Raw genomic sequence first — 23,539 nt, 5'->3', positions numbered from 1 at the left:
CTCATATAAAAACCGACCGACTTGTTTGTTTTCTATGTCAGCCAGCCTCGACCGGGCGGACATGCACGGCGATGATGGTTTTCAACGCCGACAGCATCTCCTGAAAATACGCCTCGTCCCGCCGCAGGACCGCCTGCACGGCCATGCCGCGGAACACGTTCATGACCAGGTTCATGGCCACCCGCGACGTGACGACCTCGGGCGCCACGGCCACGAAGGTGCGCGACCAGTTCGCCTCGAACCGTTCGTGCAGATCGAGGATGAGCGGCGCGAGATGGCGGCGCAGATCCTCGTCCCCCCGCGCGGCAACGATGATCTCAAGCGAGGAATAGAACCAATCTCCGTTGAGAACGCCGTCGAAGATCGAATCGAAGAAGACGTCATAGCTCAGTCTTCCGGCGCGCAACTCACCCGCGAGGCCTTCGAGTTCTCCGGCGAAGTTGGCGAACATCTCCTCGGTCGCGGCGATGATGAGGTCCATCTTGCCGGGATAGTGATGCGTCTGCGCCCCGCGGGACACCCCCGCCCGCTTCGCGATTCCCGCCGTGCTGGTGTTGGCATAGCCAACCTCCATCAGGGATTGCACCGTCGCCGCGAGCAACATCTGCCGCGTCTTCGCGCTGCGCTGATCCTGTGTTCTGCGTTTCGTGTCCGTCATGTCGCCTCCACTTACATACAGAACAGTTTGTTTGTTGATTCCCGTCAAGCGACTATTTCGAAGAAAATCAGATCTACCGGGAGATCGGGCCGAATACGGCGGTGTCTGCCTCGAAAATGATCAGGACAGGGGCCTGCCGCATCCGGAAAGCGGCCTCTGCAAAGCCTGCTCAGCGGACACTCTCCGGGAAAGCGCCCCGTCGCGGGCAAGCCTCCGCACCGCGCCGGACGGCCCGGCCGATCCCGGATGCAGACCCTCGACGTCCCGCAGCAAAGCGAGCCCAGGGGCGGGTCCGGTCGATCATATTTTCAGGGAAAATCAACGAAGCGTGGCAGCCCGTAGGGGAATCGAACCCCTCTTTCCAGGTTGAAAACCTGGCGTCCTAACCGATAGACGAACGGGCCGTGCGCTTCGGTGAGGGGGGTTCTAGGCAAAGCTCGTGGACCTTGCAAGCGGAAAATTCGGAAAATCCCGCCTCCGGCCCAAAAAACTTCGGCACCTGCCCCGTTCGGAAATTAAAGACACCATATCAAGGACATACCATCCCCTAAGGTCAGACCGGCGCGGCATCCTCAAGGCGAAGTTGCACCGTGCGGCGGCCGTTCCACTCGTTGATGTCCAGACGTCCGGCGAGGTGGAATCGCTGGCCCTGATGTTCGCTGAGCGCGGCGCCGAGCGGGCTGTCGAACGCGCCGAAGCAGATCGCGTCCAGCTTGGCACCCAGCCCGTCGCTGAGGGTCAGTTTCAGGTGCCCGCTCCCCACCTTCTTGGCGAATCCGATCTGGGCGTCGGCGATGGCAAAGCGCGGACCGGGCGCTCCGGCACCGAAGGGACCGGCGAGTTCGATGCGCTCGCAGAGTTCGGTCGTCGCGGCGCCCGGCATCAGCATGCCGTCGAGCCGAAGGTCCGCCGCGCCACCGACACCGGCGCCCTGCCGGGCAAGCAGATCGGAGAGCCGCGCCATCGCCGGCTCCAGCCTGTCGCGGGCCACCGTCAGACCGGCGGCCATCTTGTGACCGCCGCCGCGCAGCAGGAGCCCCTCGGCAGCCAGACGCTGGATGCTCGCTCCGAGATCGACCCCGGCCACCGAGCGGCCCGACCCCTTGCCCTCGTCGCCGTCGAGCCCGATCACCACGGCGGGCCGGTTCGTCATCTCCTTGAGACGGGACGCCACGATGCCGACCACCCCGGGATGCCACCCCTCGCCCGCCGCCCAGACCAGCGGCGCCTCCAGTCCGCGCTCTTCCGCCTGCGCGATGGCGGCGGCGCGCACGGCCTCCTCGACCTCGCGGCGCTCGGTGTTGAGCTTGTCGAGACGCTCGGCCATGGCGTCGGCCGAATGGCGGTCGCGCGCGGCCAGCAGCCGCGCCCCGAGATCCGCCTGGCCGATCCGCCCGCCCGCGTTGACCCGCGGCCCCAGGACATAGCCGAGGTGATAGGCGGTCGGCGCGGTGTCGAGCCGTGCCACGTCCGACAGTGCCACCAGCCCCGGCCGGTCGCGCCGCGCCATCACCGCCAGCCCCTGCCGCACCAGCGCCCGGTTCACGCCGCGCAGGGGCGCCACGTCGGCCACCGTCGCCAGCGCCACCAGATCGAGCAGCGACATGAGATCCGGCCCGGCCTGACCCGCCGCGCGCATCTGGCGCCCGCATTCGACCAGCATCAGAAAGACCACCCCCGCCGCGCAGAGATGGCCGAGTGCACCGTCCTCGTCCTGCCGGTTGGGATTGACCACAGCCACGCAGTCGGGCAGCGTCTCGCCCCCGAGGTGGTGGTCCAGAACGACCACATCCGCCCCGACCGCCGCCGCGACGGGCTCGTGCGAGAGCGTTCCGCAATCGACACAGACGATCAGGTCGTGATCCCGCGCGAGGGCGGCCATGGCCGGCACGTTGGGCCCGTAACCCTCGTCGATACGGTCGGGAATGTAGAGCGTCGCCTCGCGCCCGAGCTGCGCCAACCAGTCGAGCAGCAGCGCCGCAGAGGCCCCGCCGTCCACGTCGTAATCGGCAAAGACCGCGATCCGCTCGCGCCGGGCCACGGCCCGCAGCAGCCGCGCCGCCGCCACCTCCATGTCACGCAGGGTGCGCGGGTCGGGCAGAAGGTCGCGCAGCTTCGGCGCAAGGTAGCCGTCGACCTCGGCCACCGGCACCCCGAGCCGCGCCAGAACCAGGCACAGCGGCAAGGGCAGCCCCGAGGCCTGCACCATCGCTTCGGCCTGCCGTGCCACCTCGGCCCCCGGTCCGACCCAGCGCCGTCCGGTCAGCGACGATTCCACCCCGAGGTAACTCATGTCCTGTCCGCCATCCCGTCCATCATCGCCCCCCGATAAGGCGAGAAAGCAGGGAACGGAACGCGCCCCCTGCTTCTTCTTGTTCAAAATACGCTTATCCCGCGCTCACGCCGGCGCGGCGCCGGGCGCTCAGTGGAAGGGGTTGCGATAGATCACCCGCCGCACGGAGCCGGTCTTGGACCGCATCAGCAGCGTCTCGGTGGTGATCCAGCCGACCTCGCGCTTGATACCGGACAGGATGGACCCGTTGGTCACGCCCGTCGCGGCAAAGATCACGTCGGCGGTCACGAGGTCGTCGCGCTTGTAGACGCGGTCGAGATCGGTGATCCCGGCCTTGGCCGCGCGGCCGCGCTCGTCATCGTTGCGGAACAGCAGCTTGCCGTACATCTGGCCGCCCATGCATTTCAGCGCGGCTGCCGCCAGAACGCCTTCCGGCGCCCCGCCCGAGCCCATGTACATGTCGATCCCGGTGATGCTTGCCTCGGCGCAGTGCATGACCCCGGCAACATCGCCATCGGTGATGAGCCGGATCGCGGCGCCGGTGGCGCGGATCTCGGCGATCAGCTCCTCGTGGCGCGGGCGTTCCAGCACGCAGCAGGTGATGTCCGAGGCGCTGCACCCCTTGGCCTTGGCCAGTGCCGCGACACGTTCGGAGGGCGACATCTCCATCGTGACGGTGTCTTCGGGATAGCCCGGCCCGATCGCCAGCTTCTCCATGTAGACATCCGGCGCGTGCAGCATCGAGCCGCGCGGCCCCATGGCGATCACGGTCAGCGCGTTCGGCATGTCCTTGGCGGTGAGCGTCGTCCCCTCCAGCGGGTCGAGCGCGATGTCCACGCCGGGGCCGTTGCCGGTGCCGACCTCTTCGCCGATGTAGAGCATCGGCGCCTCGTCGCGCTCCCCCTCGCCGATCACCACGACGCCCTTGATGTCGAGCAGGTTCAGCTGTTCGCGCATGGCGTTGACCGCGGCCTGGTCGGCGGCCTTCTCGTCGCCGTGGCCGATCAGCTTGGCGGAGGCGATGGCCGCCTGTTCCGCCACCCGGGCGAGGCCCAGAGAAAGCATGCGGTCATTGAAATCCTTGGGGATCGACATGGGCGTGTCCTTTGAAATGGGCCGTTGACGCGGGTTTAACGTGCGGCAGGTCGCGGTGGCAAGGGCGGTCGCGCTAACGAGGGCCGCCCTGTGCCCGCGGCCCCTCAGACCTGTTCGATGCGCAGCGCCACCGGCGTGCCCTGGACGACCCCGGTGCCCGGCATCGCCGAGAGCGCCGCATCCAGCGCGGCCCGGGTGGTCTTGTGGGTGACGATCAGGACCGGGGCGGCCTCGGCCACGTGGTCGTACTGGCGCATCCGGTTGATCGAGATCCCCGCCTCGCCCAGCGCCGCCGCCACCTTGGCCAGCGCGCCGGGCCGGTCGGCCAGCGCCATGCGCAGGTAATAGGGGGCCGGGGTGGTCGCCTTGGCCGGCACCGCCTTGACGAGCGTGCTCGCCGGCGCGCCGAAGGTCGACAGCCGCGTGCCCCGCGCGATGTCCATGACGTCGCCCATCACCGCCGAGGCCGTGGGCCCCTCGCCGGCGCCCGCGCCGCGCATGACGATCTGGCCGACCTGGTCGCCCTCGATCACCACCATGTTGGTGCCGCCGTCGAGCTGCCCGAGCGGCGAGGTCGAGGGCACGAGGCAGGGCATCATGGATTGTTCGAGCCCGCGCCCGGTCAGCCGGCACACCCCGAGCAGCTTGATCTTGTAGCCCATGTCCGAGGCCTGGCGGATATCCTCGATCGACACCCGGCCGATGCCTTCCAGCTCGACCCCGTCGAAGGCGACCTGAGTGCCGTAGGCGATGGCCGCCAGCAGAGATAGCTTGTGCCCGGCGTCGATGCCGCCGACATCCAGTTCCGGGTCGGCTTCGAGATAACCGAGGCCGTCCGCCTCGGCAAAGGCCTGATCATAGGTCAGGCCGCCGCTTTCCATGCGGGTGAGGATGTAGTTGCAGGTGCCGTTCATCACGCCCATTACCCGCGTGATGTCGTTCCCGGCCAGCCCCTCGGTCAGCGCCTTGATGACCGGAATGCCCCCGGCGACGGCGGCCTCGAAACGCAGCACCGCGCCCTGCGCCTCGGCCTGTTCCGCCAGCGCCTGACCGTGGTGGGCCAGCATCGCCTTGTTGGCGGTGACCACGTCCTTGCCGGCCCTCAGCGCCGCTTCGGTCGCCGCCTTGGCGGGGCCGTCGCTGCCGCCCATCAGTTCCACGAAGACATCGACATCGTCGCGCGCGGCCAGTGCGACGGGATCGTCTTCCCAGGCGTAGGAGGTCAGCGGCACGCCGCGATCCTTGTCCCGGTTGCGGGCGGACACTGCCGAAATCTCGATCCGGCGGCCGGTGCGTGCCTCGATCAGTGCAGCCTTCTGGCGGACGATCTTGACGACTCCGGCCCCGACGGTTCCGAGGCCCGCAATTCCGAGACGGAGAGGGTCAGACATGTGCGGGCTCCTTCAGGGCAGATTGACGGAGCGACGCTTAGCGACATCCGCCTTTCAGCGCAACGGGGCGCGCGCCGCTCAGTACGGCCATTGCACGCCGCGCCGCATCCGTGCCCGAACCGACGCCGGAATGATCGCCCCCTGAAGCCGCGCCGCGCGGGCCCGCAGCCCGGCAACGCGGCCCTCGACCCCGGCGCGCATCTCGGGTGTCGCGCGCGGCGCGGGCGCCGCCAGCAGCGTTTCCAGCGGAACCAGCGACGGATAGGGCGCCGTGGCCACGCCCGGCGTCTCCGTGGCGTCGAGTTCCGGGAACTGCGTGCAGCCCGTCAGGGCGGCGCACAGCAGGAGGATCGGCAGGGGCGAATGGCGCATCAAGGGCTTGGTCCGTGTGATCTGTCTCCCTCATGCCGCAGTCGGGCCTCCGGAGCAAGCTTGCGGCTTGTACTGAACAAATGTTCATATACTTTCGCCCCATGGCACGGACAGCGGGTTCCCATTCGGACATCACCGGCCCGCGGATTCGCGCCGCGGCTCTGAAGCTGTTTGCCAAGCACGGATATGCCGCCGTTTCCATGCGCCAGATCGCGCGGGAGGTCGGGGTACAGGCCGGGGCGCTCTACAATTACATCCCGGACAAGCAGGCGCTGCTGTTCACCCTGCTCGAAGGCCACATGGAGGATCTTCTCGAAGCCTGGGAGGCCGAGCCGCTGCCCGCGGACCCGCTGTCACGGCTGGAAGCCTTCGTGCGCTTCCACATCCGGTTCAACCTGGCAAGGCCCGAAGCGATCTTCATATCCTACATGGAGTTGCGCAATCTCGACCCGGAGAACTTCGCCATCATCGAGCGCCTGCGCCGCCGCTACGAGGGCGCGCTCGAGACCATCCTCTCCGACGGTCAGGCCGAGGGGGTGCTCTCGGTGCCGGACACGCGGCTGGCCTCCTACGCGCTGATCGCCATGCTGACCGGGGTCAACACCTGGTATCGCGCCGGCGGGCGCCTGTCGCTGGAAGATGTTGAGCGGATCTACTGGGACATGGTCCGCAAATCCGTCGGGGCGGTCTGAGCGGGGCGCCGATCTTTCGGCGAAAATAGCGCCCCGCCCGACCGGTGCGCGCGGCCGGCATCCCTGCCCGCCGCGCGGCGCGATCAGTCGGCCTGCATCGCCTCGAGCGAGATCCGGACCTCGACTTCGTCGCTGACGTAGGGTGCGAACATGCCGACATTGTAGTCCGAGCGCAGCAGCGTCGTGGTCGCTGTGAAGCCGAGCCACGGCTTGCCTTCCATCGGGTGATCGCCCGCCTGCATCAGCTTGGCGTCCAGGACCACTTCCTTGGTCACGCCGTTGAGCGACAGGTCGCCGGTGATGAGGCCGGTGTCCTCGCCCGTCACTTCGATCGACTTGGAAACGAAGGTGACCATCTCGTCATCGGTGGCGTCGAAGAAATCGCCCGACATGAAGTGCTCGAAGCGCGCTTCCCAGCCGGTCAGCATGGATTTCAGCGGGAAGGATACCGACACCGAGGAGTCCGCCGGGTTCTCGGCATCCCAGGCGATCTCGCCCTCGTAGCCCGAGAACATGCCGTAACCCACCGAGTAGCCGAGGTGGTTGTACGAGAACACGATCTGGCTGTGGCTCGGATCGAGCACGTATTCGGTGGCGCTTGCCGAAGCAGCGAGGGGGGCAAGTGCCAGGGCACCGGCGAGCAGGAAGGATTTCATCAGGGCGTCTCCGTCAAAGGACTGGTTTCATGCCCCGTTATCTGACCTTTCGCCGCGCCGCGGCAACCCCGGGTCTGCACACAGAATTTGTGGAATTGCGAACACTCGGCCTCAGCGGCGCGCGCGGCGACTCCCGGTCAGGCAGCTCAGCCCTCCGATCAGCAGGAACAGCGACAGCCCCAGCTTGATGAGCGTCAGTTCCGGCAGGTTCGACGTCCCCGGCATCACCCACAGCGCGAAGGCCGCCAGCGACATGCCCGTGCCCGCCACGGCAAGCGCCGCGCGCAGGAGGGTTCCCATGTCCGCCGGACGGCGGCGGTACTGCGGTGCGTCGAGGGTTTCTGCCGTCATCTGTCCGGTCTCCGGTCGTTGTGTCCTTGGACCGAAGATCCGGGCAAAACCCGACCGGAATGCGGCACAAAGGAGGAAAGTCGCGGGCAGGTCACCACCCTTGAACCCGCTCCCGATCCGTGTATAGAGACCCATCTCTCCGCGCGATCGTATGGAACCGCGCAGACTCTCGTGGGCAGGAGCGGAGGGATCGCCTGTCCTATGAAATGCGCCTCGATAGAAATGGAGCACACATGCCGCTTTACGAGCATGTCTTTATCTCGCGTCAGGACCTGTCCAACGCGCAGGCCGAAGGTCTCGTCGAACATTTCGGCACCGTCCTGTCGGACAACGGCGGCAAGGTCGTCGAATCCGAGTACTGGGGCGTCAAGACCATGGCGTTCAAGATCAACAAGAACCGCAAGGGCCACTATGCCTTCCTCAAGACCGACGCCCCCGCGACGGCCGTGCAGGAAATGGAGCGCCTGATGCGCCTGCACGACGACGTGATGCGCGTGCTGACCATCAAGGTGGACGACCACGAGGAAGGCCCCTCCGTCCAGATGCAGAAGCGTGACGAGCGCGGCGACCGTGGTGATCGCGGCGACCGTGGTGACCGCGGCGACCGCCGCGAACGTCGCAACTGATCCCGGGACTGAGGAGTTAAACCATGGCTACCAAACCGTTTTTCCGTCGTCGGAAAGTCTGCCCCTTCTCGGGCGACAATGCCCCCAAGATCGACTACAAGGACACCAAGCTCCTGCAGCGCTACATTTCCGAGCGTGGCAAGATCGTCCCCTCGCGCATCACTGCCGTCTCGGCAAAGAAGCAGCGTGAACTGGCCCGCGCCATCAAGCGCGCCCGCTTCCTCGCCCTGCTCCCCTATGTCGTGAAGTAAGGAGAGAGTCCCATGCAAGTCATTCTTCTGGAACGCGTGGCCAAGCTCGGCCAGATGGGCGATGTCGTCGACGTCAAGCCCGGCTATGCCCGCAACTACCTGCTGCTTCAGGGCAAGGCGCTGACCGCTTCGAAAGAGAACATCGCCTCCTTCGAAACGCAGAAAGCCCAGCTCGAAGCGCGCAACCTCGAAACCCGCAAGGAAGCCGAAGCTCTCGCGGAGAAGCTCGGCGGCCAGCAGTTCGTGGTGATTCGCCAGGCCTCCGACGGCGGCAACCTCTACGGCTCCGTCACCCCGCGTGACGCCGCCGAAGTTGCCACCGAAGAAGGGTTCTCCATCGACCGCAAGCAGGTTCTCATCCGTCTCCCGATCAAGGAGCTGGGCCTGCACGAGGTCGAAGTGCACCTGCACCCCGAAGTGATGGTCACCATCGAGCTGAACGTCGCCCGTTCGCCCGAGGAAGCCGAACTTCAGGCCTCCGGCAAGTCCATTCAGGAACTGGCGGCCGAGGAAGAGGCCCAGGCCGAATTCGAGATCTCCGAGCTGTTCGACGATCTCGGCGCCGCCTCTTCGGACGAGGACGCCCCGGCGTCGGACGACGAAGACGCCTGATCCGGCCATCGGCCCCTCCGGGTCGAACCGAACGCACACCAACGAAAGCCGCGGGATGTCCCGCGGCTTTTTTCATGTCCGGAACCAGCGCGGACAATTCCCGTAAAATTGTCCGGACTGTTCGCCGTCATCGCGCCGGTTTACCATTTGTTCACGGTTTTCTTGAACCTCGCGCCTGCCTGTCCGATTGCCCTGCACGTTGTGTGAACGATCCGGGACAGTCCGGGCAAGGGGACGGAAAATGACAATGGACGAAGGGGTCGGCGCCAGGATGAGAGCGCGCCGCAGGGCATTGGGAATGTCGCAGGGCGCGTTGGCGGACCTGGCCGGGGTGAAGTTCCAGCAGATCCAGAAATATGAGAGCGGCGTCAACCGCGTGGCCGCCGTGCGCCTTTGGCGCATCGCGCGGGCGCTGGACGTGCCGCTGGAGTTTTTTTTCGAGGAGGCCGCAGCCGCCCTGCCCGAAGCCCCCGCCGCGCCCGAGCTGATGCTGCTCGGCAGCCTCTATTCCGCGCTCGACAAGCCGCGCCGGCGCGAGGCGATGGAGATGCTTCAACGCATGGTTCGCGGCGCCTGAGGGCGCGGCGACGGGCCGTGAGGCCCCGTCGCCCGCCCCCTGCCCCGATCAGTCCCGAAACGAAAACCGCCGCCGGGAGCCCCGGCGGCGGTCTGTCTTCGGCCGATGTCGCGGGGCGTACCCCGCTGCGGCTTATTCCTCGTCCAGCGCCTCGACGGCCTTCTGGAGGTCTTCTTTCGAGATCTCCTTCTCCGTCACCGTGGCGGAGGCGGCGATGTGGTCGATCACCTTGTCCTCGAAGATCGGCGCGCGCAGCTGCTGCTGCATCTGCTGATTCTGGCGCACGAAGTCGAAGAAGGCGCGCTCCTGGCCCGGATACTGGCGGGCCTGGGACATGATCGCCTGGGTCATCTCGGCATCGGTCACGGTGACTTCGGCCTTCTGGCCGAGGTCGGCCAGCAGCAGACCGAGGCGCACGCGACGCTCGGCAAGCTTCTTGTGCTCGTCGGTCGGCTCCACGTGATCGTGGTTGTGGTCGTGAACCTCGGGGTTTTCCTCGTGCCACAGCTGGTGCGCGATCTGACCGGCTTCGGCGTCGACCAGCGCGGGGGGCAGGTCGAAGTCGACCAGCTTGTCCAGTGCGTCGAGCACTTCACGCTTCATCACCTGGCGCGCAGCACCGGAGTACTCGGCTTCGAGGCGCTCGCGGATCTGGGTCTTGAGCGCGTCGAGATCCTCGGCACCGAACTTCTTGGCCAGTTCGTCGTCGATCTCGGCGGCAACGGGTTCCTTGACGGCCTTGACGGTGACGTCAAAGGTCGCGGCCTTGCCGGCGAGGTTCGGCGCACCGTATTCCTCGGGGAAGGACACCTCGACCAGCTTTTCCTCTTCGACCTTGAGGCCGACGAGCTGCTCTTCGAAGCCCGGAATGAACGAGCCGGAGCCCAGCACCAGCGGGTAATCCTCGGCGGCGCCGCCGTCGAAGGGCTCGCCGTCGACCTTGCCGAGGAAGTCGATCACGACCTGGTCGCCGTCCTTGGCCTTGGACCCCTTGCGGCGATCCTTGAAATCCTGCGCGGTTTCGGCGAGCGAGGCCAGCGCCTCGTCCACGGCGGCATCGTCGGCCTTCACGACGAGCTTCTCGACGGAGATCGAGGTCAGGTCGATTTCCGGCACGTCGGGAAGCTTTTCATAGCTCATCTCGACATTGACGTCGTCGCCTTCCTTCCAGTCCTCGTCGGCCATCTTGACCTGCGGCTGGAGCGCCGGGCGGTCGCCGGTCTGCTCGAAATGCTCGTTCATGGCGCCGTCGATGACTTCCTGCATCGACTCGCCCAGCAGGCGCTGGCCGAACTGCTTGCGGAGCAGCGGCATCGGCACCTTGCCCTTGCGAAAGCCCTTCATCTCGATTTCCGGCCGCGCTTCTTCCAGCTTGGCAACAACCTTGGCGTCGAGTTCGTCGGCGGTGACGGTGATCGCATACGCGCGCTTCAGCCCGTCGTTCAGCGTCTCGGTGACCTGCATCCCATTCCTCACATCTTGAGCGGGGCGCAAAAGGCCCCTCGTCCGAATTTGCAGCCTTCTAAGCATCAGAAGGGTCCCATGCAAGGCGGATTCGCCACCGGGCGCCGCGCGCGGCAGGGGCATCGGCGGTGCCCGGCGCCCCCGAGACCGCCCGGGCGCGGCGTTTGCGGGCCTGTGATCCCGCCTTTCCGGCCATCGGCACGGGGCGCATTGACCTGATAAAATCACTCAGGTATCAGCGGATCATTGCAATCCGCCAGACCGCCGTCCCCACCGAGACGTGCTTCCAGCCAGCACGACACGGACAGATCCGGGGACAGTTCCATGACACAGACCACACGGGGGCTCGCGCTCCTGACCACGGCGCTTTGCGCCGGCAGCCTTTCCGCCCAGGAGACCGATCCGGTCTTTCTCGGCACGATCCGCATCGAGGGCGCGGCGGCCCAGACCCTGCTCGGCAATGCCGAGATCACCGAGGAAGAACTCGAAGCGCGCAACCCGGCAACCGTCAAGGATGTCTTCGCGGGCGAATCCTCGGTCTCGGTCAGCGGCGGCGCGGCGATGGCCCAGAAGGTCACGGTGAACGGGATCGAGGAAAGCCTGCTCTCGGTCACCATCGACGGCGCGCGACAGAACAAGGGCGCGTTCCACCACACCGGCAACGTGCTGCTCGATCCCTCGCTGCTGAAGAAGGTCGAGGTGAGCGAAGGCCTCGCCCCCGCCGATGCGGGCCCCGGCGCGCTTGGCGGCGTGCTGGCCTACACCACCAAGGACGCCCGCGACCTGCTTGAACCGGGCGACGATTTCGGCGGCATCCTGACCCTCGGCGGCGGCACGAACGGCAGCGGGCTGCGCAGCACGCTGTCGCTCTTCGGCCGGCAGGGCGGGTTCGAATACCTGCTGAGCGGCACCCGCCATCGCGGTGACGAATACGACGACGGCGACGGCACGACCATCGACGGCACGGCGGCCGAACTCGACGACTGGATTCTCAAGCTCGCCTTCACCTCGGAGGCCGGCAAGCGGCTGTCCTTCTCCGCCTCGCAGACCGAGGACACCGGCCCCCGCGCCTCCCAGGGCGGCTTCATCCGCTCGGATTTCGCGGGCCTGACCAGCCCCGCGCGCCCGACCACCATCATCGACGGCTATGCCCGACGCTCCTCCTACACGCTGACCTATACGGACGAGCAGCCGCAGGGCTGGTTCGCCCCGACGGTACAGCTCAGCTACAACGAGCAGGAAGTGGACGTGGGCGACCAGTCCGGCGTCAACACCAGCCTCTCCGGCACGGTGAGCAACCGCTGGCAGCTCGGCACGGGCACGCTGACCGCGGGGCTTGATTTCTTCGATGAGAGCGCCGAGGCGACCGAGGGGACCTCGGGCAAGGAAACCCGCCGCAATGTCGGGCTGTTCGCGCAGGCGCGGCAGGATCTGAGCGACCGGATCTCGGTCAGCTACGGCGCAAGGTACGATCACCAGCGGTTCGAGGGCGCCGACGGCTCCGACTTCGAGGACGGCGGCTTCAGCCTCAACGGCGCGGTCGACGTGCTGCTGTCGGACACGCTGACCCTGAACGCGGGGGTGGCATCGACCTGGGGCGGCTATGCCCTCGGCGAAGCGGCGCTGGTCGACTACCGCACCCCCTGGACCTATGACGACTTCACCGCCTCGCGCAGCCGCGCGGCGCGCCTTGGCCTGCGCTACGCTTCCGGGCCCTGGGCGATCAGCGGTGCGCTGTTCCATACCGAGATCAGCAACATCACCGCGGTCCTGCCCTCCGGCGGGGACCGGGGCGCGCAGGTCGACATGACCTCGCGCGGGTTCGACGGCTCGATCTCCTATACCGGGACGCGCGGCTATGCGAAGCTCAACTACACCCATGCCAACGTGACGCTGGACGGCTCGACCATCGGCACCACGGCCTATTACATCGGACGTCCGGTGGGCAGCGTCGTGGCGCTCGAGGCGGGATACGATCTGCGCGACAACTGGCGTATCGGCGGCAATGCCGAAATCGCGCTCGAGAACGACGCGACCTCGCCGGACCTGCCGGGTTACGAGGTGCTGAACCTCTACACCAGCTATACGCCCGCCGGGTTCGAAAACCTGGAACTGCGTCTCGACGTGAAGAACGTCTTCGACCGGACCTATGCCAGCCGCAGTTCCGACGGGCTCGACTTCACCGGCTCCGTGGTGCCGCTGACCGAGCCGGGGCGCACCATCCAGCTGACCGCGACCATGCGGTTCTGACACGGCACCTCGACGGGGGCGGGACCTGCCCGCCCCCGTCCCCGGCCCGCCGGACGGGGGCTGACCAAAGTCGCTATCCCCGGATCGTCCCGCGCCTGCTATCCTCGGGCCGTGCCGAAGGAGGACGGCGTGAAGGATCTGGACCATGTGACGGAGATCGACCGCGCCCTGCGCGGCCAGCAGACCGGGCGCGACGTGCTGGTCACCGAAAGCTGGCGGCGCTGCGTGGAAGCCTACGGTATGGATCCGACCCGCGCGGACCCGGCGCATATCGTCACCGCCCAGCAGCTTCGCGAGCATCGCGAGCAATCCGAACGCCTGATCGCCACCGCGCGCTCGGGCCTTCAGGCGCTGTTCCGGCAGGTGGCGGGGCAGAACTACGTGCTGCTGCTGGCCGATGCCAAGGGCGTCTGCGTGGATTTCTTCGGCGATCCCCGGTTCGAGGACGACCTGCGCGATGCCGGGCTCTACCTCGGTTCGGCCTGGTCCGAACAGCTTGCGGGCACCTGCGGCGTCGGGTCGTGCCTCGTCACCGGCGAGGCGGTGACCATCCATCAGGGCGATCACTTCGGGCTGGCCCATACGCCGCTCTCCTGCACCTCGGCCCCGATCTACGACACCTGCGGCACGCTGGCCGCGGTGCTCGACATCTCGCTGCTGCGCTCTCCCACCCCGAAGTCGAGCCAGAACCTCGCCATGTCGCTGGTCCGCGCCTCGACCCGCCGGGTGGAGATGGCGAACCTCATGGCGATGACCCGGCGCGACTGGGTGCTGAGGGTCTCGACCTCGCCCGAGTTTCTCGAGGTCGACCCCGAAGCGGCGGTGGCGCTGGACGGCACGGGGCGCATCATCGGCATGACCCATGGCGCGCTCGACAGCCTCGGCGTCGGCGGCCCGCTGATCGGCACCCGCATCGACGAGATCATGGACCTCTCCGTCGACGACCTGCCCGACCTCATGCGCGGCCGGCCGACCGAGGACCGGGTGCTGCGGCTGAAGGACGGGCGCGGATTGTTCGGCCATGCCATCGCGCCCCAGACCTCGCGTGTGGCGACGGCACGGGACCGCGCGCCCGGCGGCGCGCTGGCGGGGCTGGCGGGCCCCGATCCGGCGATGGGGCAACTGCTGCACCGCGCCGCCCGGCTGGCGCCCCGCGCCCTTCCGATCCTGCTGCGCGGTGAGACCGGCAGCGGCAAGGAACGGCTCGCCCGCGCGATCCACGTCACCGCCGGACAGGGCGCGCCCTTTCACGTCATCCGCTGCGCCGGCGCGGGTGAGGCCACCTTCGACGCCCTCACCGAGGCGCAGGCCGGGACGCTGTTCCTCAAGGGCGTGACCGAGCTTGACGGCGTCTGCCAGGCCCGGCTTCTGGCACTGATCGAGGCACGGCGCGATCTGCGCATCATCGCCTCGACCGGCGCCGACATCGCCCGCGAGGTCGCCGAAGGTCGCTTCCGCGAGGATCTGTTCTTCCGGCTGGCAGCCGCCGTGCTCTGCCTGCCGCCGCTGCGGTTGCGGCACGACTTCGACTGGCTGCTGGACCGGCTCATGCGCCCCCATGCCACCGACGGGCTGACCCTCGGCCCGCAGGCCCGCGCCGAACTTCGGGGCCGCGACTGGCCGGGCAACATCCGCGAACTCGAGAACGTGCTGGCCGTGGCCGCCGCGCTCGCCGAAGGGACGGTCATCGACCAGCACGACCTGCCCGCCCCCACCCGCGCCGCGCCGGTGCCGGAGGACGATGGCGAAGAACTCGAACGGCTGCTCGATGCCTGTCACTGGAACTTTGCCCAGGTCGCGCGGCGGCTCGGCGTGAACCGGTCGACGGTGATGCGCCGGGTGCGCAAGGCCGGGCTGACCCCGCCGCACTGACGTTGCGCGGCGTTGCGCGCGCAACGGCGGAGCCGGGAAATCCGCCCCCGACGGTCGCGACCCCCGGTTTCCCGTGTTCACCTGCCCCGCCGACGTGACAGCCTGCCTCCACATCGACGCAATGGGAGGAGCCAAATGCTAGATTCGACAGTCCACGACCGAACCCGGACCTTTCTCGACGACTTCGGAGCCGCGCTGGAGAGCGGCGACATCGACCGCGCCTGCGACATGTTCCTGGAGGATTGCTACTGGCGCGACCTCGTGGCCTTCACCTGGAACCTGAAGACGGTGGAGGGCAAGGACCAGGTCGCCGACATGCTGAAGCACCAGCTTGCCACCACGAAGCCCCGCAACTGGCAGATCGCCGAGGGCGAGATCCCCTCGGAGGAGGACGGCGTCACCACCGCCTGGATCAGCTTCGAGACCGACATCGCCCGCGGCTACGGGCTGATCCGGCTCAAGGACGGCAGGATCTGGACCCTGCTCACCACCATGCAGGAGCTGAAGGGCCACGAGGAGCCCAAGGGCTTCAACCGGCCGATGGGGGCCAAGCACGGCGCGGGCAAGAACCGGTCGAGCTGGAAGGAGGACCGCGAGCGCGAGGCGGCCGAACTCGGCTACACCACCCAGCCCTACACGCTGATCATCGGCGGCGGCCAGGGCGGCATCGCGCTCGGTGCGCGGCTGCGCCAGCTCGGCGTGCCCACGATCATCGTGGAGCGCAACGACAACCCCGGCGACAGCTGGCGCAAGCGGTACAAGTCGCTCTGCCTGCATGACCCGGTGTGGTACGACCACCTGCCCTACATCAAGTTTCCCGACACCTGGCCCGTCTTCGCCCCCAAGGACAAGATCGGCGACTGGCTGGAAATGTACACGAAGGTGATGGAGCTGAACTACTGGACCCGCACCACCGCCAGATCCGCCACATATGACGAGGCGGCAAAGGAATGGACCGTGGTGGTGGACCGCGACGGCGAAGAGGTGGTGCTGAAGCCCAGGCAGCTTGTCATGGCGACCGGCATGTCGGGCAAGAAGCGGATGCCCGATTTCCCCGGCATGGACAGCTTCAAGGGCGTGCAGCAGCATTCCTCGGAACATTCCGGGCCGGACGACTGGACCGGCAAGAAGGTGGTCGTGGTCGGGTCGAACAATTCGGCCCACGACATCTGCGCCGCCCTCTGGGAACACGATGCCGACGTGACCATGCTCCAGCGCTCCTCGACCCATATCGTGCGTTCGGATTCGCTGATGGAGATCGGGCTGGGCTCGCTCTATTCCGAAGAGGCGGTCCGCAACGGCATGACCACGGAAAAGGCCGACCTGGTCTTTGCCTCGCTGCCCTACCGGATCATGCACGAATTCCAGATCCCGGCCTACGAGGCGATGAAGGAACGCGATGCCGAGTTCTACGCCGGGCTGGAAAAGGCGGGCTTCTGGCTCGACTGGGGGGACGACGGCTCCGGCCTGTTCATGAAATACCTGCGGCGCGGGTCGGGCTACTACATCGACGTCGGCGCGAGCCAGCTCATCATCGACGGCGAGGTGAAACTGAAGCGCGGCCAGGTGGTGTCGGTGGATGAAACCGGCGTGAACCTCGACGACGGAACGCATCTCGATGCGGATCTCATCGTCTATGCCACCGGGTACAATTCGATGAACGGCTGGGTGGCCGATCTCATGGGGCAGGAGATGGCGGACCGGGTCGGCAAGGTCTGGGGCCTCGGGTCGGACACCACCAAGGACCCCGGCCCCTGGGAAGGCGAACAGCGCAACATGTGGAAGCCCACCCGGCAGGAGGCGCTGTGGTTCCACGGCGGCAACCTGCACCAGTCGCGGCATTATTCGCAGTACCTGTCGTTGCAGCTCAAGGCGCGGATGGAGGGAATCGACACGCCCGTCTACGGCCTGCAGGAGGTTCATCACCTCGGGCGGTGATGCGCAGGACCGGCCCGTTGCCTCCCGTGGCGGGCCGGTCCGACCCTAGCGGGACCGCATCCCGTTCAGGATGCGCGCCGAGCGGCGCAGGATCGTCGCGCCGGTGCCGGCCGCGATGATCCACAGGGCCAGCGGCAGCACGACGGTCGAGGTCGCGACCAGCGCCTCGACCGCCGCAAGGACCGCGCCCAGCGTCAGCGCCGCCATGCGGTGCGGCTTGGCCATCGGGCCGCGGTAATCTGCGGCGCCGAGTTCCGCCCGCCCCAGTTCGCGCAGGTAGGCCGTCGACACCGCCAGCGCCGCCACCGCCCAGCCGAGCGCCGGGAGGCCCGCGGCCATCCCCGCACCGGCCAGCAGCAGGACATCCGACACGCGGTCCGGCGCCTCGTTCCAGAACGGGCCGTCCGGCGCCGCCCTGCCGCCCTCGACCGCGACCATCCCGTCGAGCAGGTTGCACAGCAGACGCATCTGGCACATCGCCGCGCCCAGCAGCAGCCAGGCCGCGCGGGCGCCCGGCAAGGCCCCCGCCGACAGCCAGAAAGCCAGGGCCCCGAGCGCCGCAAAGCCCATCGACGCGATGGAGATGCCGTTCGGGGTCGCGCCCCGCGCCGTCAGTCGGGACGAGGCGCGCGCCGCCCAGCGGGTGTTGCGACTCCTGAGGGGGCGGCGGGGATCGGGCATCAGGCGGTGGACCAGAAATAGCGGGTGAGATGAAAGAAGATCGGGGCCGAGAAGACCACCGAATCCAGTCGGTCGATGAACCCGCCGTGGCCGGGGATCAGGTGGCCCCAGTCCTTGATGCCCCGGTCCCGCTTGATCGCCGACATCACCAGCCCCCCGGCAAAGCCGAGCAGCGCGATGACCAGCGCGAAGCAGGCCGTGTAGAGCGGCCCGAACGGTGTCATCCAGGACAGCGCCGCGCCCAGCAGCACGGCCGACGCCACCCCGCCGAGGAACCCTTCGCGGGTTTTCGAGGGCGACAGGGAGGGCGCGATCTTGTGCCGCCCGAACAGCTTGCCCCAGACGTATTGCAACACGTCCGAGCCCTGCACGACCACCACCAGAAAGGCGATCAGCAGGACATTGCGCCCCTCGAAGCCCGGGATCTGCAGATACAGCAGCGCCGGCACGTGAGAGACGCAGAAGATGCAGATCATGAGCGCCCATTGCGTTTCGGCCACCCGCAGCAGGAAATGTCCGGTCTCGCCGCGCAGCGCCGAGACGATGGGCATGAGCAGGAAGGCGTAGACCGGGATGAAGATCGAGAACAGCCCGTACCAGTCCGACCACACCAGCCAGTACTGCACCGGCAGCACCACGAAGAACGCCAGCGCCAGCGACCAGTGATCGGCCCGAGATTTGCGCGTCAGGGTCAGGAACTCGCGCAGCGCGGCAAAGGACAGCAGCGCGAACAGCAGCACCACCCCGGTGCGCCCGGCCAGGAACGCCAGCCCCAGCGCCACCACCATGCCCCACCAGGCCTTGATGCGCGCGTTGAGGTTGGCAACCACCGGATTGTCGCCCGGGTAGCGCCTTGCCAGGATCGCGCCGATCACCGAGGCCAGCACCAGCACCGCGCCGACCCCGGCGAGCAGGGTCAGAAGTTCCGGCCTGCCGTTCATCTTGCCTCTCCTTCCGCCAAGTCCAGCAGCGCGGCCCGCGCGCGGTCGAGAAACGGGCCCTTGGCCTCGCCCACCTGCAGGTGCAGCGGGGCGCCGAAGCGCACCGTGCAGAGCAGCGGCACCGGCACCACCTCGCCTTTCGGCATGACGTTGTTCAGGTTCGCGATCCAGACCGGCACCAGGTCGACCCCGGGCCGCGCCGCGGCGAGGTGGTACAACCCCGTGCGGAACGGCAGCAGCGCCGCTTCGGTCGTGTTGCGCGTGCCCTCGGGAAACAGGATGAGCGAGGCCCCCGCGTCCAGCGCCGCCGCCATCTGCTGCACGGGATCCTCGGTCCGGTCCTCGGGGCGGCGGTCGATCAGCACCGCGCGGAACACGTCGCGCCCGACAAAGGCCTTGACCGGCGAGGTCAGCCAGTAGTCCGCGGCGGCGACCGGCCGCGTCATGGCCCGCATCGACGGCGGGAGCACCGTCCAGATCAGCACGAAATCCCCGTTCGAGGTGTGATTGGCGTAATAGACCCGCTGGCGCGGCACCGGTTCGATCCCGTCCCAAAGGCCGCGCACCGCGGTGACGAGGCGCGCGAACAGCACGATCGCCGCCCCCGCCACGCTGGCCGCCGCCTGCCGCACCGGTCCCGTCACTGGCTGCACCTGCCCCCCCGCCGCATGCTCCAACCTCCCGCAGCATACCAGCTTTTTCGGCAAAGCGCGCAAAAACCGCAGCGCCGGGGCCGCGACCGTCCCGCGCGAAGGCGGAGGCGCCGATTCCCGCATTGCCTACCGCCCCGGGACTGCTTAACGATCATGCGGAACGATTTGCCAGCGCACAGGAACAGGGCATGACCACCACAGAGATCTTCAGCGCCGCCTTGATCGAGGCACACCGGACCGGCGCCCGGGCCGACGCGGCGGACCTGCCCGTGCCCAGCCATGCCGAAGCGCTCGAGATCCAGCGCCGGGTGCAGGACAGCATCGGCCCCGTCAGCGGCTTCAAGGTCGCCGCGCGCCCCGAAGGTCCGCCGGTCGTCGCGCCCATCCCCGCCGGCCGCACCGTGGCCTCCGGTGCCCGGATCGAGGTGGCCGACCAGCTCGGCATCGAACTCGAGATCGGGTTCGAACTGATCGCGCCGCTCTCGGGCGATCCGATGGAGCGCCCGCAGGACCACTTCCGCCCCCGCATCGTGCTGGAGCTGGTCGACACCCGCCTGACCGGCGCGGACGACGCCCCGATGAAGAAATTCGCCGACATGCAGATCAACGCCGGGCTCGTGGTCGGGCCGGTGCTCGACGGCTGGGACGGCAGCGATTTCGGCCAGATCCCGGCCTTCCTGCGCTGCGGCGACGTGCAGGTGATCGCCGGGCCGGTGACGGTTCCCGGCGGCTCGGCCCTGTCCAACCTCAAACTGTTTCTCGACCACGTGGGGGATCACTGCGGCGGCTTGCAGCCGGGGCAGATCGTCATCACCGGCTCGCTCTCGGGGATCGACTATTTCCCCGGCGGCACCGAAGTGCGCGGCTCCATCGAAGGCTTCGGCGAAGTCACCTGCCACCTGGGCTGACGGTCCCGGCGCGCGCCGCCTCGAGCCGGGATTGCGTGCGCCCGACCATGTATTCCGCCACCAGGCGCGCGGCCCGCGACAGCGACCGCCGCGCGTCGATCACCACCGAGATCGTCGGCGCCACCAGGCCCTTGTCCCGCAGCGGCAGGAACACCAGCGCGCCGCTTTCCAGCTCCGGCAGCACGTCGAGCTCCGAGGTGATCATCGCCACGTCGCCCCGTGACAGCGCCCGTTTCAGCAGTTGCAGGGAGTTGGACGCGAGCACAGGCATGTTCTCGGCAAAGAACCAGGCATAGCGCGCATCGAGATACTGCCGCGTCGGCAGCAGGGCGCTCTGCGACACCAGCGCATGACCGTTGACCCGCGCCAGCGATACCTCGCCTTCGGCGGCAAGCGGGTGGCCGGGCGCCGTGATGCAGCCGAAGCGCAGCTTGTCGGTCCAGACCACGTGCTGATGCCGCAGACGGGGCATGTTGAAGGCCATCGCCACCTCGACCGCGCCTTCGTCGAGCAGGCGCGCCGCATCCGACGGCGCGACGATGTCGAGCGCGAGCCGGATATGGGGATGCTCGGCGCGCAGCCAGGCGTGCAGATCCGCGAGCACTCCGTTGCAGAGGCTGTCCATCGCGGCCACCCGCACTGTGCCGCGCTCCTGTCCGCGCATTTCCTGAAGGTCGGTCTCGAGCCGCTCCGCATCCGCCCGCCAGCGCCGCGCCATCACCACCATCGCCTCGCCCGCCGCCGTGGCGCGCATCCCGCGCGGCAGGCGTTCGAACAGGGGCGCGCGATTGGCCTCTTCCAGCGACTTGATGTGTCGGTCTATGGCCGAGGCCGCGATGCCCAGCGCCCTCGAGGCCGCCTGGACCGAGCCGTGTTCCGCAACCGCCTCCACATACAGCAAAGGCCGCGGGACAAGGTGAAAATTCATGCAGACCGCGCCTCCGAACCATTCTCGTTTCGAGAACGGAGGATTACCCATTTTGCCATAGTTGGCAATTCAGTTCGCCTCTAGGCTCATCCCGACTCGCAACGATGGAACACTCATGAGCACGCCCTCCGCCCTCTCTTCCGCCCCGATCGCAGGCCCTTCGGCATGACGCACGACCTTGTCATAACCGGGGCCCGCGTGGTGTCGCCCGGCGGCGTCGCCGCCTGCGACATCGGGATCACCGGCGGGCGGATCGTCACGCTGGGGACCGGGCTGACCGGCGCGGAGGTGATCGACGCCACCGGACTCATCGCCATGCCGGGCGGCATCGACAGCCATGTGCACATCGCCCAGCCCTCGGGGCCCGGTGTCGAGATGGCGGACGATTTCGCCTCGGCCACCCGCTCGGCCGCCTGCGGCGGCAACACCACCGTCATGCCCTTCTGCCTGCCCGAGGACGGCCAGTCGCTGCGCGAGGCGGTGACCGCGTATCATGCCCGGGCCGAGGGCTGCTGCCTCACCGACGTGTCGTTCCACCTGATCGTGAAATCCGCCGATCCGGTCACGCTGGGCCAGGATCTGCCCGCGCTGATCGCGCAGGGGCTGACCAGCTTCAAGGTCTTCATGACCTATCAGGGGATGCGGCTCAGCGACGGCGAGATCCTGCAGGTGATGGATGTGGCCCGCGAGCAGGGCGCGCTCACCATGGTGCATGCCGAGAACGAGGAGGCGATCGAGTTCCTCCGCGACAAGGCCGAGCGCGACGGCCGCATCGCGCCCGTCCACCACGCCCGCACCCGCCCGGTGCCGGTCGAGCGCGAGGCCACCCACCGCGCCACCACGCTTGCCGAGGTGGCGGGCGTGCCGGTGATGATCGTGCATGTCTCGAACGGCGCCGCGCTGGACGAGATCGAGCGCGCCCGCGGCCGCGGTGTCCGGGTGCTGGCCGAAACCTGCCCGCAATACATCACCCTCACGGCGGACGATCTCGACAAGGCCGGGTTCGAGGGGGCGAAATGGGTCTGTTCGCCGCCGCCGCGCGACACCGGGGAACAGGCGGCGATCTGGGCCGGGCTGGAGCGGGGCGCCTTCGACGTCTTCTCCTCGGACCATTGCCCGTTCCGCTTTGCCGATCCCGCGGGCAAGGACGCCCCCGGCGCGCGCGCCTCGTTCCGCAACATCCCGAACGGCATCCCCGGCGTCGAGACGCGCCTGCCGATCCTGTTCTCGGAAGGGGTGAGCAAAGGCCGCCTGTCGCTCGAAACCTTTGCCCGGCTGACCGCGACCAACCACGCCCGGATCTACGGGCTCGAGCACAAGGGCGCGATCATGATCGGCATGGATGCGGACATCGTGCTGTGGGACCCCACCCTCACCCGCCGCATCTCCCAGTCGGATCTGCACCACGGCGCCGACTACACGCCCTGGGAAGGGTTCGAGGTCACCGGCTGGCCGGTCCGCACCATCCTGCGCGGCCATACCGTCATGGAAAACGGCACCCCCGTCGACACCGCCCCCGGTCGCCACGTGGCCCGCATCAGACCGGAGATCACCGCATGACCTGGACCCCCGTGGACGGCCGCCGCGTCGGCATGCTGACGCCCTCCTCCAACACCGTGCTGGAACCCTACACTTCGGCCATGTTCGCCCCCTTCGGCGACGAGGCCACCGCGATCTTCGGGCGCTTCCGGGTGGTCGAGATCTCCATGTCCGCAGCTTCGCAGAGCCAGTTCACGCTGGAACCCATCCTCGAAGCCGCCGACCGCCTTGCCGAGGCCAAGCCGCATCTCATCGCCTGGAACGGCACCTCCGCCTCGTGGCTCGGGCTCGACAAGGACCGCGCCCTCTGCGCCGCGATCACCGAGCGGACCGGCGTCCCCGCGACCTCGACCATCCTCGCCTACGACGCGCTGTTCCGCGCCATGGGGGTTCGGCGGCTCGGAGTGGTCACGCCCTACATCGCGGATATCGAACAGCGCATGATCGCCAACTATGCCGGACAGGGGATCGAGGTCGTCTCCTCCGCCCGGCTGGACGACAAGGGCAACTACAGCTTTGCCACCTACCCGCCGGAACAGGTGGGCGCGATGATCGAACGGGTGGCCGAGGCACGGCCCGATGCCATCGCCGTGGTCTGCACCAATTTCCGCGGCGCCCCCGTCGCGGCCCGCATCGAGGATGCCACCGGCATTCCGGTGCTCGACTCCGTCGCCGTCACGGCGGCGCACTGCCTTGCGATGACCGGGCTCGACCCGGCGCGCGTCACCGGCTGGGGAAGCGTGTTCCGCCATGCCGCCAGCCCCGATCCGTCCGGCCCGCACTAGCGGTCG

Annotated in this window: 23 protein-coding genes and 1 tRNA gene; 11 read left to right on the top strand and 13 right to left on the bottom strand. The window is 68.0% G+C overall.

The window, feature by feature from the left end:
- Window positions 1-37: 37 nt before the first annotated feature.
- From ACN0RJ_RS20920 to ACN0RJ_RS20895, 6 genes are all read right to left on the bottom strand, one after another.
- A complete protein-coding gene (locus tag ACN0RJ_RS20920) occupies window positions 38-658 on the bottom strand; it encodes a TetR/AcrR family transcriptional regulator (protein WP_417722351.1) in 621 nt (206 codons plus the stop codon).
- Window positions 659-987: 329 nt separating this feature from the next.
- Window positions 988-1,062 (bottom strand) — tRNA-Glu (locus ACN0RJ_RS20915).
- A gap of 149 nt (window positions 1,063-1,211) precedes the next feature.
- Window positions 1,212-2,951 carry a single-stranded-DNA-specific exonuclease RecJ gene (gene recJ / locus ACN0RJ_RS20910; RefSeq protein ID WP_417725541.1) on the bottom strand — a complete coding sequence of 580 codons (1,740 nt, stop codon included), beginning with the start codon at window positions 2,949-2,951 and terminating at the stop codon, window positions 1,212-1,214.
- A gap of 129 nt (window positions 2,952-3,080) precedes the next feature.
- A complete protein-coding gene (gene glpX / locus ACN0RJ_RS20905; protein ID WP_417725540.1) occupies window positions 3,081-4,046 on the bottom strand; it encodes a class II fructose-bisphosphatase in 966 nt (321 codons plus the stop codon).
- A 104-nt stretch (window positions 4,047-4,150) separates the two neighbouring features.
- Entirely contained in the window at window positions 4,151-5,437 is a 1,287-nt protein-coding gene (locus ACN0RJ_RS20900) for a homoserine dehydrogenase (protein WP_417722354.1), read from the bottom strand.
- Between the two features lie 78 nt (window positions 5,438-5,515).
- Window positions 5,516-5,809, bottom strand: a complete 294-nt coding sequence (locus ACN0RJ_RS20895) for a hypothetical protein (protein WP_417722355.1) — start codon at window positions 5,807-5,809, stop codon at window positions 5,516-5,518.
- 101 nt (window positions 5,810-5,910) lie between these two features.
- Between ACN0RJ_RS20895 and ACN0RJ_RS20890 the strand changes: the two genes are divergently transcribed.
- Window positions 5,911-6,501 (top strand): TetR/AcrR family transcriptional regulator, encoded by a 591-nt coding sequence (locus tag ACN0RJ_RS20890; RefSeq protein ID WP_417722356.1) that lies wholly within the window; start codon window positions 5,911-5,913, stop codon window positions 6,499-6,501.
- Between the two features lie 83 nt (window positions 6,502-6,584).
- On the opposite strand, the gene ACN0RJ_RS20885 is transcribed toward ACN0RJ_RS20890, so the two are convergent.
- Both ACN0RJ_RS20885 and ACN0RJ_RS20880 read right to left on the bottom strand, forming a co-directional pair.
- Window positions 6,585-7,157 (bottom strand): YceI family protein, encoded by a 573-nt coding sequence (locus tag ACN0RJ_RS20885; RefSeq protein ID WP_417722357.1) that lies wholly within the window; start codon window positions 7,155-7,157, stop codon window positions 6,585-6,587.
- Between the two features lie 111 nt (window positions 7,158-7,268).
- Window positions 7,269-7,508 carry a hypothetical protein gene (locus ACN0RJ_RS20880; RefSeq protein WP_417722358.1) on the bottom strand — a complete coding sequence of 80 codons (240 nt, stop codon included), beginning with the start codon at window positions 7,506-7,508 and terminating at the stop codon, window positions 7,269-7,271.
- A gap of 233 nt (window positions 7,509-7,741) precedes the next feature.
- On the opposite strand from ACN0RJ_RS20880, the gene rpsF reads away from it, so the two are divergent.
- The 4 genes from rpsF to ACN0RJ_RS20860 all read left to right on the top strand — a co-directional run bounded on the left by rpsF (window position 7,742) and on the right by ACN0RJ_RS20860 (window position 9,574).
- The gene (gene rpsF, locus ACN0RJ_RS20875) at window positions 7,742-8,134 is read left to right on the top strand and encodes a 30S ribosomal protein S6 (protein ID WP_417722359.1); all 393 of its coding nucleotides are present in this window, start codon (window positions 7,742-7,744) and stop codon (window positions 8,132-8,134) included.
- 23 nt (window positions 8,135-8,157) lie between these two features.
- Window positions 8,158-8,385: a 30S ribosomal protein S18 gene (gene rpsR, locus ACN0RJ_RS20870; protein ID WP_417722360.1), complete on the top strand. Its 228-nt coding sequence runs from the start codon at window positions 8,158-8,160 to the stop codon at window positions 8,383-8,385.
- 12 nt (window positions 8,386-8,397) lie between these two features.
- Entirely contained in the window at window positions 8,398-8,997 is a 600-nt protein-coding gene (gene rplI, locus ACN0RJ_RS20865) for a 50S ribosomal protein L9 (protein ID WP_417722361.1), read from the top strand.
- A gap of 241 nt (window positions 8,998-9,238) precedes the next feature.
- A complete protein-coding gene (locus ACN0RJ_RS20860; RefSeq protein ID WP_417722362.1) occupies window positions 9,239-9,574 on the top strand; it encodes a helix-turn-helix domain-containing protein in 336 nt (111 codons plus the stop codon).
- 132 nt (window positions 9,575-9,706) lie between these two features.
- Here ACN0RJ_RS20860 and tig read toward each other — a convergent pair whose 3' ends face one another.
- A complete protein-coding gene (gene tig / locus ACN0RJ_RS20855) occupies window positions 9,707-11,038 on the bottom strand; it encodes a trigger factor (RefSeq protein ID WP_417722363.1) in 1,332 nt (443 codons plus the stop codon).
- Window positions 11,039-11,362: 324 nt separating this feature from the next.
- Here tig and ACN0RJ_RS20850 point away from each other — a divergent pair, with 324 nt between their 5' ends.
- The 3 genes from ACN0RJ_RS20850 to ACN0RJ_RS20840 all read left to right on the top strand — a co-directional run bounded on the left by ACN0RJ_RS20850 (window position 11,363) and on the right by ACN0RJ_RS20840 (window position 17,098).
- Window positions 11,363-13,288: a TonB-dependent receptor domain-containing protein gene (locus tag ACN0RJ_RS20850; RefSeq protein WP_417725539.1), complete on the top strand. Its 1,926-nt coding sequence runs from the start codon at window positions 11,363-11,365 to the stop codon at window positions 13,286-13,288.
- 129 nt (window positions 13,289-13,417) lie between these two features.
- Window positions 13,418-15,160: a sigma-54-dependent Fis family transcriptional regulator gene (locus tag ACN0RJ_RS20845; RefSeq protein ID WP_417725538.1), complete on the top strand. Its 1,743-nt coding sequence runs from the start codon at window positions 13,418-13,420 to the stop codon at window positions 15,158-15,160.
- Between the two features lie 135 nt (window positions 15,161-15,295).
- Window positions 15,296-17,098: an NAD(P)-binding domain-containing protein gene (locus ACN0RJ_RS20840; RefSeq protein ID WP_417725537.1), complete on the top strand. Its 1,803-nt coding sequence runs from the start codon at window positions 15,296-15,298 to the stop codon at window positions 17,096-17,098.
- A gap of 45 nt (window positions 17,099-17,143) precedes the next feature.
- On the opposite strand, the gene ACN0RJ_RS20835 is transcribed toward ACN0RJ_RS20840, so the two are convergent.
- From ACN0RJ_RS20835 to ACN0RJ_RS20825, 3 genes are read right to left on the bottom strand one after another with little or no spacing between them, the layout of a single operon-like run.
- Entirely contained in the window at window positions 17,144-17,779 is a 636-nt protein-coding gene (locus tag ACN0RJ_RS20835) for a CDP-alcohol phosphatidyltransferase family protein (RefSeq protein WP_417725536.1), read from the bottom strand.
- Window positions 17,779-18,720: a phosphatidate cytidylyltransferase gene (locus ACN0RJ_RS20830; protein WP_417725535.1), complete on the bottom strand. Its 942-nt coding sequence runs from the start codon at window positions 18,718-18,720 to the stop codon at window positions 17,779-17,781. Before ACN0RJ_RS20830 ends, ACN0RJ_RS20835 begins: the two co-directional genes overlap by 1 nt.
- Window positions 18,717-19,364, bottom strand: a complete 648-nt coding sequence (locus ACN0RJ_RS20825; protein WP_417725534.1) for a lysophospholipid acyltransferase family protein — start codon at window positions 19,362-19,364, stop codon at window positions 18,717-18,719. Before ACN0RJ_RS20825 ends, ACN0RJ_RS20830 begins: the two co-directional genes overlap by 4 nt.
- Window positions 19,365-19,561: 197 nt before the next feature.
- On the opposite strand from ACN0RJ_RS20825, the gene ACN0RJ_RS20820 reads away from it, so the two are divergent.
- The gene (locus ACN0RJ_RS20820; protein WP_417722370.1) at window positions 19,562-20,281 is read left to right on the top strand and encodes a hydratase; all 720 of its coding nucleotides are present in this window, start codon (window positions 19,562-19,564) and stop codon (window positions 20,279-20,281) included.
- On the opposite strand, the gene ACN0RJ_RS20815 is transcribed toward ACN0RJ_RS20820, so the two are convergent.
- Window positions 20,262-21,173, bottom strand: a complete 912-nt coding sequence (locus tag ACN0RJ_RS20815) for a LysR family transcriptional regulator (RefSeq protein WP_417722371.1) — start codon at window positions 21,171-21,173, stop codon at window positions 20,262-20,264. The two genes, ACN0RJ_RS20820 and ACN0RJ_RS20815, sit on opposite strands and share 20 nt — an antisense overlap.
- 201 nt (window positions 21,174-21,374) lie before the next feature.
- Here ACN0RJ_RS20815 and hydA point away from each other — a divergent pair, with 201 nt between their 5' ends.
- Both hydA and ACN0RJ_RS20805 read left to right on the top strand, forming a co-directional pair.
- The gene (hydA, locus tag ACN0RJ_RS20810; RefSeq protein WP_417725533.1) at window positions 21,375-22,769 is read left to right on the top strand and encodes a dihydropyrimidinase; all 1,395 of its coding nucleotides are present in this window, start codon (window positions 21,375-21,377) and stop codon (window positions 22,767-22,769) included.
- Window positions 22,766-23,533 (top strand): aspartate/glutamate racemase family protein, encoded by a 768-nt coding sequence (locus ACN0RJ_RS20805; protein WP_417725532.1) that lies wholly within the window; start codon window positions 22,766-22,768, stop codon window positions 23,531-23,533. Before hydA ends, ACN0RJ_RS20805 begins: the two co-directional genes overlap by 4 nt.
- Window positions 23,534-23,539 lie beyond the last annotated feature (6 nt).

The sequence above is a fragment of the Salipiger sp. genome (assembly GCF_048261495.1).
Classification (GTDB): domain Bacteria; phylum Pseudomonadota; class Alphaproteobacteria; order Rhodobacterales; family Rhodobacteraceae; genus Salipiger.
This window is presented reverse-complemented; position numbering and strand designations above follow the sequence as displayed.